Annotated in this window: 10 protein-coding genes; 5 read left to right on the top strand and 5 right to left on the bottom strand. The window is 54.1% G+C overall.

Annotated features, from left to right (window positions below; genetic code table 11):
• Positions 1-62: 62 nt before the first annotated feature.
• The 4 genes from yidC to rpmH are packed head-to-tail and all read right to left on the bottom strand — an operon-like array spanning position 63 to position 2544.
• On the bottom strand, positions 63-1751 hold the full coding sequence (yidC, locus tag ACI7MX_RS06365) for a membrane protein insertase YidC (RefSeq protein ID WP_405584009.1): 1689 nt from the start codon (positions 1749-1751) through the stop codon (positions 63-65).
• A 2-nt stretch (positions 1752-1753) separates the two neighbouring features.
• Positions 1754-1999 carry a membrane protein insertion efficiency factor YidD gene (gene yidD, locus ACI7MX_RS06360; protein ID WP_048402126.1) on the bottom strand — a complete coding sequence of 82 codons (246 nt, stop codon included), beginning with the start codon at positions 1997-1999 and terminating at the stop codon, positions 1754-1756.
• Positions 1992-2393, bottom strand: a complete 402-nt coding sequence (rnpA, locus tag ACI7MX_RS06355; RefSeq protein WP_199750893.1) for a ribonuclease P protein component — start codon at positions 2391-2393, stop codon at positions 1992-1994. Before rnpA ends, yidD begins: the two co-directional genes overlap by 8 nt.
• 16 nt (positions 2394-2409) lie before the next feature.
• Complete coding sequence (gene rpmH / locus ACI7MX_RS06350; RefSeq protein ID WP_003213577.1) at positions 2410-2544, bottom strand: 50S ribosomal protein L34; 135 nt, start codon at positions 2542-2544, stop codon at positions 2410-2412.
• A gap of 564 nt (positions 2545-3108) precedes the next feature.
• Between rpmH and dnaA the strand changes: the two genes are divergently transcribed.
• From dnaA to gyrB, 4 genes are read left to right on the top strand one after another with little or no spacing between them, the layout of a single operon-like run.
• Positions 3109-4626, top strand: a complete 1518-nt coding sequence (dnaA, locus tag ACI7MX_RS06345; protein ID WP_405584014.1) for a chromosomal replication initiator protein DnaA — start codon at positions 3109-3111, stop codon at positions 4624-4626.
• A 38-nt stretch (positions 4627-4664) separates the two neighbouring features.
• On the top strand, positions 4665-5768 hold the full coding sequence (gene dnaN / locus ACI7MX_RS06340; protein ID WP_122783501.1) for a DNA polymerase III subunit beta: 1104 nt from the start codon (positions 4665-4667) through the stop codon (positions 5766-5768).
• A 21-nt stretch (positions 5769-5789) separates the two neighbouring features.
• Positions 5790-6893, top strand: coding sequence for a DNA replication/repair protein RecF (recF, locus tag ACI7MX_RS06335; RefSeq protein WP_405584018.1), 1104 nt, complete (start codon positions 5790-5792; stop codon positions 6891-6893).
• A 5-nt stretch (positions 6894-6898) separates the two neighbouring features.
• Positions 6899-9316: a DNA topoisomerase (ATP-hydrolyzing) subunit B gene (gene gyrB, locus ACI7MX_RS06330; RefSeq protein WP_405584021.1), complete on the top strand. Its 2418-nt coding sequence runs from the start codon at positions 6899-6901 to the stop codon at positions 9314-9316.
• A gap of 117 nt (positions 9317-9433) precedes the next feature.
• On the opposite strand, the gene ACI7MX_RS06325 is transcribed toward gyrB, so the two are convergent.
• Positions 9434-10321 (bottom strand): LysR family transcriptional regulator, encoded by an 888-nt coding sequence (locus ACI7MX_RS06325; RefSeq protein ID WP_405584024.1) that lies wholly within the window; start codon positions 10319-10321, stop codon positions 9434-9436.
• Between the two features lie 123 nt (positions 10322-10444).
• Here ACI7MX_RS06325 and ACI7MX_RS06320 point away from each other — a divergent pair, with 123 nt between their 5' ends.
• Positions 10445-12100 (top strand): GMC family oxidoreductase N-terminal domain-containing protein, encoded by a 1656-nt coding sequence (locus tag ACI7MX_RS06320; protein WP_314487933.1) that lies wholly within the window; start codon positions 10445-10447, stop codon positions 12098-12100.
• Positions 12101-12187 lie beyond the last annotated feature (87 nt).

The following is a 12187-nucleotide window of genomic DNA, read 5'->3' as shown; positions in this document are numbered from 1 at the left end:
AAAGTGACAGATAGCAAAACGCCCCACTAGGGGGCGTTTTGAGTGGTGCTTATCAGAGTAAGTTACTCAGCGACTTTTTTGGTAGCCGCTTCAACTTTACGCGTGATGTACCACTGCTGAGCGATGGACAAGCAGTTGTTCACAACCCAGTACAGCACCAGACCAGCCGGGAACCACAGGAAGAAGAACGTGAAGATGATAGGCATCAGCTTCATGACCTTGGCCTGCATCGGATCCGGAGGAGTCGGGTTCAGACGCTGCTGGATGAACATGGTTGCGCCCATGATGATCGGCAGAATGAAGAACGGGTCTTTGATCGACAGGTCGGTAATCCAGAGCATGAAAGGCGCCTGGCGCATTTCAACACTTTCCAGAAGTACCCAGTACAAGGACAGGAAGACCGGCATCTGCACCAGAATTGGCAAGCAGCCACCCAGTGGATTGATCTTCTCTTTCTTGTAAAGCTCCATCATCGCTTGCGACATTTTTTGGCGGTCATCACCAAACTGCTCTTTCAGAGCAGCCAGTTTTGGTGCCACAGCGCGCATGCGAGCCATCGACTTGTAGCTGGCGGCCGACAGAGGGAAGAAAATCCCTTTGATCAGCATGGTCAGGAAGATGATCGACCAGCCCCAGTTACCCACAAGCTCGTGGATATGTTGCAGCAGCCAGAAGATAGGCTGAGCAATAAACCACAGGAAGCCGTAGTCGACAGTCAGTTCCAGGCCTGGGGATAACTCTTTGAGTACCGCCTGGCTTTTTGGACCTGCGTAAAGAACGGTGCTGGTTTCGCCGGTTTTGCCGGGCTCAACGGTCAACGTAGGGCCAGTGAAACCGATGATGTAATTGCCTTGGCTGTCTTTGCGGGTCTGAACGACGTTGTTATCGCCTTTCTGAGGAATCCACGCAGTCACAAAGTAGTGTTGTAACCAGGCAACCCAGCCACCTTGAACGGTTTCTTTCAGCTGGCCCTTGTCGATATCTTTCATCGACACTTTTTTGTACGGCTCAGAACTTGTCCACAGGGCAGCGCCCAGGTAAGTCGCAGTGCCGGTGGCGGTGCTGGAAGAAGGATCGGAGCTGGCGTCACGTTTCAATTGCGCGAACAGGTTGCCGTTCCACGGCTTGCCGCTCTCGTTATCAATCAAATAAGTGACTTGTACATCGTAAAGGCCACGCTTGAGCGTGAAGCGCTTGATGTAATTAACGCCGTTTTCGCTGAATTTGAGATCAACCACCATCTGATCCTGGCCTGGAGCCAGTTCATAGGTCTTTTTCTCAGTGCTGAAAACCGGTCGACCACCTGCACGTGCATCCGGACCATCAGTACCGGTCAGGCCACTTTGGGCCAGATAAGTACGTTCGTTACCGTTGTCGAACAGTTGGAATGGAACATCCGGGCGATCCTGGCGACGCGGGTAAAGCGGCAGTCGCAATTGGGCAATGTCACCACCCTGTGGATCAATCGCGATATCCAGAACATCCGTTTTTACATGGATGAGGTCTTTGCTTGCAGCTGCAACCGGAGTTTCGGTTGGCGTGCTGGTATCAGCATTGGCGCTCGGGACATCGGCACTGTTAGCAGCATTGTTACCTGTAGCCGTGTCGGGCAAAGCCGGCGCGGTGGTGCTGCTGGCGGCAACATTCTGAGTCGGCAGGGCAGCTTGACCGTAGTCCTGGTTCCATTTGAGAACCATAACGTAGGACACGACTGCGAGAGCGACGATCAGGATCGTGCGTTTAATATCCATGATTACTCGGCCATCGAAGAAGAACGGGAGGTAGGGATAGGTGGAACCGGGTCGTAACCACCGGGATTCCACGGGTGACAGCGACCTAAACGACGAAAGGTCAGCCAGCCGCCGCGAAGAACGCCATGATTTTCGATGGCTTCCAACGCGTAGCAGGAACAACTGGGGTAGAAACGGCAGTGGCTGGCCATCAAAGGACTAATGGCATAACGATAAAACTGGATCGGAACGAGTGCCAGTTTACGCATCAGGACTGCCTACCCCTACAGTTTCGGATTTCACCGCTGGAACTGGCGTGTTACGAGCCAGACGCTTCCAGAGTTTGCCAAAATGCTGAATCAATTCGGGGTTCTCTACGTCACCCAAACCTTTGCGCGCGACGATTACGATATCCCAACCAACCAGTAAATCCTGGTGGAGACGAAACGATTCACGCATCAAACGCTTAAGGCGATTGCGCTCAACGGAGAGCTTTACGCTCTTTTTACCGATCACTAACCCCAAGCGGGGGTGATCCAGTTCGTTGCTACGCGCAAGGAGCAGGAGATTTTTCCCCGGAACCTTGCCGGTGGGGGAGTCAAAGACTGCCTTGAAGTGTCGGGGAGTGAGTAACCGCTTTTCCCGACTGAAGTCCTGACTCACCACCATTGTCTGATTATCAAACTGCCAGACGTGCACGGCCTTTGGCGCGGCGACGCGACAGGACTGCACGGCCGTTTTTAGTAGCCATGCGAGCACGGAAACCGTGAGTGCGGGCGCGTTTGATAGTGCTTGGTTGGAAAGTACGTTTCATGTCGTGCTACCTGGTTCGTCCACAACGGGCCGGAATGGCCCCCGTTTTAAGAGACCGGCGATTCTAGAGAATGCAGGCCCATAGGTCAATTTCCAACCAACCTTTCCTGCTAAATAGATGTCGGCCGTGTTTAGCCAACTCAAACCTTAGCTAGTTATAGAAATAAAAAAATGAAGTATTTAAAGCTTTTTTAAAGATCTTATTACTCTTACAGAAGCAATTTTCTGTGGATAACTACAGGCAGCCCTTTAAAAGCAAGGCTTACAGAGGATGACAAAGTTGTCCACAAACCGTGCTCTGCCTGTGCTGCAACCTCGGAAAAGCTGTGCATGAAAGGCCTTTTTATCCACAGGCGAGTTACGCACAGACTTTCTACCCCACTTGTGCAACGGGCTTAGGCCCGCTTATCCACAGAGCTTATGCACATACCATTTGTCGCTTTTTTAGCCAGAAAAAATAGAGAATCTTCTTATAGAGACTCAACCTACATGTGGATAAGTGCGCGAGTGATCGCTACAATGGCGCCTGTTTTTGCCTCACCGGCTTTCAACTTAGGGGATATCCGTGTCAGTGGAACTTTGGCAGCAGTGCGTAGAGCTTTTGCGCGATGAGCTGCCTGCCCAGCAATTCAACACCTGGATCCGTCCACTACAAGTCGAAGCCGAAGGCGACGAGTTGCGTGTGTATGCACCCAATCGGTTTGTACTCGACTGGGTTAATGAGAAGTACCTGAGCCGTTTACTTGAGCTGCTGAATGAGCACAGCAATGGCATGGCGCCAGCGCTTTCCTTATTAATAGGCAGCAAACGCAGCTCGGCACCTCGTGCAGCACCCAATGCGCCACTGGCCGCCGCAGCCTCTCAACAGGCTCCTGCTCCAGTTCCAGCGCCGAGTGCTCCGGTCAACGCAACGGCTGCCCCCGCTTCTGCCGCTAAACAGGTAGCGCAAGCGAGTGAAGAACCTTCGCGTGCCAGCTTTGATCCGATGGCGGGTGCCAGCTCGCAACAGGCCCCTGTGCGCGCCGAGCAACGTACGGTTCAAGTTGAAGGTGCGCTTAAGCACACCAGCTATCTGAATCGTACGTTTACCTTCGAAAACTTCGTGGAGGGTAAATCCAACCAACTGGCGCGCGCTGCGGCGTGGCAAGTGGCGGATAACCCTAAACATGGTTACAACCCGCTCTTCCTCTATGGTGGCGTTGGTCTGGGTAAGACTCACTTGATGCACGCGGTGGGTAACCACCTGTTAAAGAAGAACCCGAATGCCAAGGTGGTGTACCTGCACTCTGAGCGTTTTGTAGCGGACATGGTCAAGGCCTTGCAGCTCAACGCTATCAACGAGTTCAAGCGTTTCTACCGTTCGGTAGATGCACTGCTTATCGATGACATTCAATTCTTTGCCCGCAAAGAACGGTCTCAAGAGGAGTTTTTCCACACCTTCAACGCTTTGCTTGAAGGCGGTCAGCAAGTGATTCTGACCAGTGACCGTTACCCCAAAGAGATCGAGGGGCTCGAAGAGCGTTTGAAATCGCGCTTTGGTTGGGGCTTGACCGTAGCCGTCGAACCCCCTGAGCTTGAAACTCGTGTGGCAATTCTGATGAAAAAGGCCGATCAGGCCAAAGTCGACCTGCCTCATGATGCCGCCTTCTTTATTGCACAGCGCATCCGTTCCAACGTGCGTGAGCTTGAAGGTGCGCTCAAGCGCGTGATTGCTCACTCGCACTTTATGGGCCGTGATATCACCATCGAGCTGATTCGCGAATCCCTTAAAGACTTGCTGGCGCTGCAAGACAAGCTGGTCTCTGTGGATAACATCCAGCGCACAGTGGCTGAGTACTACAAGATCAAAATTTCGGACTTGCTCTCCAAGCGCCGCTCGCGCTCGGTAGCGCGCCCTCGACAGGTCGCGATGGCACTTTCCAAAGAACTGACCAACCACAGCCTGCCGGAAATCGGCGATGTGTTTGGCGGTCGTGATCACACAACGGTTTTGCACGCGTGCCGCAAGATCAACGAACTCAAGGAATCCGACGCGGACATCCGTGAGGACTACAAGAACCTGCTGCGTACACTGACAACTTGATGACAACACCGCAGCTTATTAAGGCAAGGGACTAGACCATGCATTTCACCATTCAACGCGAAGCCCTGTTGAAACCCCTGCAACTGGTCGCAGGCGTCGTTGAACGCCGCCAGACCTTGCCGGTATTGTCCAACGTGCTGTTGGTTGTCGAAGGCCAGCAACTGTCGCTGACCGGTACCGACCTTGAAGTCGAACTGGTGGGTCGCGTACAGCTTGAAGAACCGGCTGAACCAGGCGAAATCACCGTGCCAGCGCGCAAGCTGATGGATATTTGCAAAAGCTTGCCGAACGATGCGCTGATCGACATTAAGCTCGATGACCAGAAGCTGGTCGTTAAAGCGGGTCGTAGCCGCTTTACGCTGTCGACATTGCCAGCCAATGATTTCCCGACCGTTGAAGAAGGCCCAGGTTCGCTGACTTGCAGCCTTCAGCAGAGCAAACTGCGTCGCCTGATCGAGCGAACCAGCTTCGCCATGGCGCAGCAAGACGTGCGCTATTACCTCAACGGTATGCTGCTGGAAGTGTCTGCCGGAATCATCCGTGCTGTGGCGACTGACGGTCACCGTCTAGCCATGTGCTCGATGAAGGCCGACATTGGTCAGCCAGACCGTCATCAAGTTATCGTGCCGCGTAAGGGCATCCTTGAGCTGGCGCGTTTGCTCACTGAACCTGACGGCGAAGTGAGCATTGTGCTGGGGGCTCACCACATTCGTGCGACCACCGGTGAGTTCACGTTCACTTCCAAACTGGTTGACGGCAAGTTCCCGGATTACGAACGTGTCCTGCCTAAAGGCGGCGATAAGATTGTGATCGGCGACCGTCAGGCGTTACGAGAAGCGTTCAGCCGCACGGCGATCCTTTCCAACGAAAAGTACCGCGGTATTCGTCTGCAACTGGCCAACGGCCAACTGAAAATCCAGGCCAATAACCCGGAGCAGGAAGAGGCAGAAGAAGAAGTCGGCGTTGACTACAATGGCGGCTCGTTGGAAATCGGCTTTAACGTGAGCTACCTGCTGGACGTGCTGGGTGTGATGACCACTGAACAAGTGCGTCTGATCCTGTCTGACTCCAACAGCAGTGCCTTGGTGCAAGAGTCCGATAACGACGATTCGGCTTACGTCGTTATGCCGATGCGCCTGTAACTTATGCACAGCCTGCGCTAGATGTCCCTCAGTCGTGTCACAGTCACCGCGGTGCGTAACCTGCACCCGGTGACCTTCTCACCCTCCCCCCGCATCAATATCTTGTACGGCGCCAACGGCAGCGGAAAAACCAGCGTGCTGGAAGCCATCCACTTGCTAGGGTTGGCACGTTCCTTCCGTAGTGTGCGGCTTAACCCCGTGATTCAGCACGAACAGCAGACATGTACCGTGTTTGGTCAGGTTGAACTGGCGGAAGGTGGGCACAGTGCGCTGGGCATTTCACGAGACCGTCAGGGCGAATTCCAAATTCGTATTGATGGGCAAAATGCTCGCAGTGCTGCGCAACTCGCAGAGATCTTGCCCCTGCAATTGATTAACCCGGACAGCTTCCGTCTGCTGGAAGGCGCTCCAAAGATTCGTAGGCAATTTCTTGACTGGGGCGTGTTCCATGTTGAACCTCGCTTTATGTCCACGTGGCAGCGCCTGCAGAAGGCCCTACGGCAGCGGAACTCATGGCTGCGGCATGGTACACTTGACGCCGTTTCACAAGCGGCCTGGGACCGGGAACTGTGCCTGGCCAGTGCTGAAATAGATGAATACCGCCGCGCCTATATCAAAGCCTTGAAACCAGTCTTTGAACAGACCTTGAGCGAGTTGCTTGAACTGGACGGGCTAACGCTGAGTTATTACCGAGGCTGGGACAAAGACCGAGAGCTGAGCGCCGTGCTCGCCGGGTCTGTCCACCGTGACCAGCAAATGGGGCATACCCAAGCTGGGCCACAACGAGCTGATTTGCGCCTAAAAATCGGTGCACACAACGCCGCTGAAATCTTGTCGCGGGGTCAGCAAAAGCTAGTGGTCTGTGCGCTGCGTATTGCCCAAGGCCATTTGGTTAGCCAAGCACGGCGTGGCCAATGTATTTATCTGGTAGATGATTTGCCGTCCGAGTTGGATGAGCAGCATCGGCATGCACTGTGTCGCTTGTTGGAAGACTTACGCTGCCAGGTCTTTATCACCTGTGTAGATCACGAATTATTGAGGGAAGGCTGGCAGACGGAAACGCCAGTTGCCCTGTTCCACGTGGAACAGGGCTGTATCACCCAGACCCACGACCATCGGGAGTGAAGGCATTGAGCGAAGAAAATACGTACGACTCAACGAGCATTAAAGTGCTGAAAGGCCTGGATGCCGTACGCAAACGTCCCGGTATGTACATTGGTGATACTGACGATGGCAGCGGTCTGCACCATATGGTGTTTGAAGTAGTCGATAACTCCATCGACGAAGCGCTGGCTGGCCATTGCGACGACATCACCATTACCATTCACCCGGATGAATCCATTACCGTGCGCGACAACGGCCGCGGCATTCCGGTGGATGTGCACAAAGAAGAAGGTGTTTCCGCAGCAGAGGTCATCATGACCGTACTGCACGCCGGCGGTAAGTTCGATGACAACTCCTATAAGGTTTCTGGCGGTCTGCACGGTGTAGGTGTATCCGTTGTAAACGCCCTGTCCGAATTGCTGGTGTTGACCGTTCGCCGCAGCGGCAAAATCTGGGAACAGACCTATGTCCATGGCGTGCCGCAAGCACCGATGGCCATTGTGGGTGAAAGCGAAACCACCGGAACCCAGATTCATTTCAAACCGTCCGATCAAACATTCAAAAATATCCACTTCAGCTGGGACATCCTGGCCAAGCGCATTCGTGAACTGTCCTTCCTCAACTCCGGTGTGGGTATCGTCCTTAAGGATGAGCGCAGCGGCAAGGAAGAACTGTTCAAGTACGAAGGCGGCTTGCGCGCGTTTGTTGACTACCTGAACACCAACAAAACGCCAGTCAATCAGGTATTCCACTTCAACGTTCAACGTGAAGACGGCATTGGTGTAGAAATCGCCTTGCAGTGGAACGACAGCTTCAACGAGAACCTGTTGTGCTTCACCAACAACATTCCGCAGCGCGATGGTGGTACGCACTTGGTGGGCTTCCGCTCTGCCCTGACGCGTAACCTCAATACCTACATAGAAGCTGAAGGTCTGGCCAAGAAGCATAAAGTGGCCACGACGGGTGATGATGCTCGTGAAGGCTTGACGGCCATTATTTCGGTGAAAGTGCCGGACCCTAAATTCAGCTCCCAGACCAAAGACAAGCTGGTGTCTTCCGAAGTGAAGACTGCGGTTGAACAGGAAATGGGTAAGTTCTTCTCCGACTTCCTGCTGGAAAACCCGAACGAAGCCAAGCTGATTGTCGGCAAGATGATCGATGCAGCCCGTGCGCGTGAAGCGGCACGTAAAGCCCGCGAGATGACCCGCCGCAAAGGTGCGCTGGACATCGCAGGCTTGCCAGGCAAACTGGCCGACTGCCAGGAAAAAGACCCGGCACTGTCCGAACTGTACCTCGTGGAAGGTGACTCTGCTGGCGGCTCCGCCAAGCAGGGACGCAACCGCCGTACCCAAGCCATCCTGCCGTTGAAAGGTAAAATCCTCAACGTCGAGAAAGCCCGCTTTGACAAGATGATCTCTTCGCAAGAAGTAGGCACCTTGATCACGGCATTGGGCTGCGGTATTGGTCGCGAAGAGTACAACATCGACAAGTTGCGCTATCACAACATCATCATCATGACCGATGCTGACGTCGACGGTTCGCACATCCGTACCTTGCTGCTGACCTTCTTCTTCCGTCAGTTGCCGGAGCTGATTGAGCGTGGCTACATCTACATCGCTCAACCGCCGCTGTACAAAGTGAAAAAGGGCAAGCAAGAGCAATACATCAAAGATGACGACGCCATGGAAGAGTACATGACCCAGTCGGCTCTGGAAGACGCCAGCCTGCACCTGAATGAAGAAGCACCGGGTATTTCGGGCGAGGCGCTGGAGCGTCTGGTATACGACTTCCGCATGGTAATGAAGACTCTCAAACGTTTGTCGCGCCTGTACCCACAGGAGTTGACCGAGCACTTCATCTACCTGCCAGCCGTTACCCTCGAGCAGCTTGGCGACCATGCTGCGATGCAGGAGTGGATGGCCAAATTCGAAGCCCGTCTGCGATTGAACGAGAAATCAGGCTTGGTCTACAAAGCCACACTGCGTGAAGACCACGAGCGAAATGTGTGGTTGCCAGAGGTCGAGCTGATCTCCCACGGACACTCGACGTTTATCACGTTCAACCGTGATTTCTTCGGCAGCAACGACTACAAAACGGTTGTAACACTGGGCGCTCAACTGAGCACGTTGCTCGACGAAGGTGCTTACATTCAGCGTGGCGAACGTCGCAAACAAGTGACTGAGTTCAAAGAGGCACTTGAGTGGTTGATGGCTGAAAGCACCAAGCGTCATACCATCCAGCGCTACAAAGGACTGGGCGAAATGAACCCGGACCAACTCTGGGAAACCACCATGGACCCAAGCGTGCGTCGCATGCTGAAAGTCACCATTGAAGATGCGATCGGCGCCGATCAGATCTTCAACACCTTGATGGGTGACGCCGTAGAACCGCGTCGTGAGTTCATCGAGAGCAACGCATTGGCAGTGTCCAATTTGGACTTCTGATGCGTAGAGGCTTGGGATAACTATTTATCCACAGCTTAAAAACCCCGCTCTGTCACCTGACAGGGCGGGGTTTTTTTTTGTGTGTGGATAAGTTCGTGCACTGATAGATAGCACCTGTTACTGCGCCAATAACACCTCATGTTCCTTGGCACACAGTTCCAGCAAGTAATCCCACACCACCCTTAACCTTACGGATTTGTGCAACTCGCGTCGGGTGCTGATCCAGTAACTGCGCTGTACGGCTTCCTCAGGTAATACGCGTACCAGTTCCGGGTCGTTGCTGGCCATGTAATTGGGCAGCACGGCGATGCCCAGCCCTGCACGGGCAGCGTGTTGTTGCGCGATGACGCTGGTGCTGCGAAAGGTCACGGTCGGGGTGCGGCAAAAGTTGTTAAGGAAGAGCAATTCCTGACTGAACAACAAATCATCGACGTAACCAATCCAGTGATGATTAGCCAGGTCTTCGCGAGTAGTGAGCGGCGGTGCTTTATTGAGGTACTGCTGGCTGGCGTAAAGCGCGAGGCGGTAGTCCGTGAGTTTGCGAGTTATCAACAGATCAGCGTTGGGACGCTCCAAGTGGATGCTGATTTCAGCTTCGCGGTTGAGGATGCTAACAAAGCGCGGAACGGCAACCAGCTCTACCTCCAGCCCGGGGTAGCGCTCGAATAGCCCGCCCAGCCGTGAGGTAATAAACATGATTCCAATGCCTTCCGTGACGCCAAGGCGGATTTTGCCCAACGGCGCGATGGCTTGACTGATTTCTTCTTGCGCCAGCAAGGCGACGTTTTCCATCGCTTCGGCATGTTTGAGCAGCGCCTGCCCTGCCGGTGTCAACTCATACCCTTGTGCGTGCTGTACAAACAACGCTGCCCCGAGGTGTTGCTCAATCTGCTCAATATGCCGCGCTACCGTACTGTGGGTAGTGTTCAGCCGTTTAGCCGCGCTGAGCAGGCGACCGCCTCGGTGCAGCTCCAGAAAGTACCGCAGGTCGTTCCAATCGAACATGTCATTCCCCAGCGCTCCACGATTGATTGTGCAAAAACGCACATGCCGTGGGCGAAATCACGCGTTTCAAACTCGAAATTAATCAATACGATGGTGCAGGACAAGAATAAAAAAAGGTGTTGCATGACATCAAGCCATCAGGTGTACGACTACATCGTTGTGGGTGCAGGTCCTGCGGGCTCTGTGCTGGCGAATCGGCTGTCGGCTGATCCAAAAAATAATGTGCTGCTGCTCGAAGCGGGCGGAGACGACAACTACCCGTGGATTCATATTCCTGTGGGTTATCTCTACTGCATTGGTAATCCGCGTACCGACTGGTGCTTTAAAACCCAAGAGCAGGCCGGTCTGCAAGGGCGCAGCCTGAGTTACCCCCGAGGCAAAGTGTTGGGCGGTAGTTCGTCAATCAACGGCATGATTTACATGCGAGGCCAGGCAGACGATTACGATCGTTGGGCCGAGCAAGGCAATCCGGGATGGGCTTGGAAAGATGTTTTGCCGCTCTTTAAACGCAGCGAAAAACATCATGGGGGCGACTCGGATTTGCACGGTGCGGGCGGCGAATGGCGGGTTGAGCAACAGCGATACTCGTGGTCGATTCTGGATGCGTTCCGCGAGGCTGCTGCACAAAGCGGAATTCCCACGGTGGCCGACTTCAACACCGGCGATAATCAGGGCTGTGGATACTTTCAGGTCAATCAACGTGCCGGTGTGCGCTGGAATGCTTCAAAGGCTTTCCTGCGGCCTGTGCTCAAACGCCCGAATTTAACTGTGTTGACCCATGTTCGAGTCGACAAGGTGGTGCTCGAAAACCTACGCGCCACACAGGTATGCGCCCGTTGGAAAGGTGCCGATACGAAGTTCACTGCGCGCCGGGAAATTATTCTATGTGCCGGAGCCGTCAGCTCTCCAGGCATCTTGCAGCGCTCCGGTATAGGCCCTCGCCCTTTGCTGGAAAGTAGGGGGATAACCGTTCTGCACGAGTTGCCCGGCGTAGGCGGCAACTTGCAAGACCATCTTCAATTACGACTGATCTTCAAACTGACGAACGCTCGAACCCTTAACCAGGTAGCGAACAGCTTATGGGGCAAAGTCGGTATGGGCCTGCGTTATGCCTACGACCGCAGTGGGCCACTAGCGATGGCGCCGAGCCAACTCGGGGCGTTCGTCAAATCTGATCCCGGGCAACCTTCTGCAAACTTGCAGTACCACGTCCAACCTCTTTCACTTGAGCGCTTTGGCGAACCGTTACACACCTTTGCGGCGTTTACGGCCTCGGTGTGTAACTTACGGCCTAAAAGTCGTGGGCGTATTGATATTCGCTCCGCCGATCCTGACGACGCCCCCTTGATCGACCCTAATTACCTGAGCCATCCCGACGATTTAAAAGTTGCCGCCGATGCCATCCGCCTGACCCGAAAAATTGTCACCAGCCCAGCGCTCCAGGCCTTTTGCCCTGAAGAGTATTTGCCGGGCATCGAATTGCAATCCGAGCAGCAGTTGCACGAAGCCGCCGCCCGCATAGGTACCACTATCTTTCACCCGGTGGGCACGTGCCGCATGGGCCAGGGCGCTGAGGCTGTGGTGGATGCCGAATTACGGGTCCACGGTGTTGCGGGACTGAGAGTCGCTGATGCGTCAATCATGCCCAATATTGTGTCAGGCAATACGTGTTCACCTACCCTGATGATTGGGGAAAAAGCTGCGCAGATGATTCTTGCAGAGCCCATGCATACAAAAGATACAGACAACACCCGCGAAACAGTAATACCGGTCGCCTGAAGGCGGTCGTGGTTTCGGTCGCAGTCATCCGAAACCGACAGTGGACAACAACAATAATCACTGTGGCCTTAAAAGGCCGAGGGCATT

The sequence above is a fragment of the Pseudomonas sp. 2024-210 genome (assembly GCF_045062345.1).
Taxonomy (GTDB): domain Bacteria; phylum Pseudomonadota; class Gammaproteobacteria; order Pseudomonadales; family Pseudomonadaceae; genus Aquipseudomonas.
The sequence above is the reverse complement of the archived record's forward strand: the minus strand, read 5'-3'. Positions and strand labels throughout refer to the sequence as shown.

Bases quoted from the DNA above. Each gene is read 5' to 3' on its own strand.
- ACI7MX_RS06325 (WP_405584024.1), bottom strand. From the start codon at position 10,321: ATGTTCGATTGGAACGACCTGCGGTACTTTCTGGAGCTGCACCGAGGC.
- yidD (WP_048402126.1), bottom strand. From the start codon at position 1,999: ATGCGTAAACTGGCACTCGTTCCGATCCAGTTTTATCGTTATGCCATT.
- ACI7MX_RS06320 (WP_314487933.1), top strand. From the start codon at position 10,445: ATGACATCAAGCCATCAGGTGTACGACTACATCGTTGTGGGTGCAGGT.
- dnaN (WP_122783501.1), top strand. From the start codon at position 4,665: ATGCATTTCACCATTCAACGCGAAGCCCTGTTGAAACCCCTGCAACTG.
- recF (WP_405584018.1), top strand. From the start codon at position 5,790: ATGTCCCTCAGTCGTGTCACAGTCACCGCGGTGCGTAACCTGCACCCG.
- rpmH (WP_003213577.1), bottom strand. From the start codon at position 2,544: ATGAAACGTACTTTCCAACCAAGCACTATCAAACGCGCCCGCACTCAC.
- yidC (WP_405584009.1), bottom strand. From the start codon at position 1,751: ATGGATATTAAACGCACGATCCTGATCGTCGCTCTCGCAGTCGTGTCC.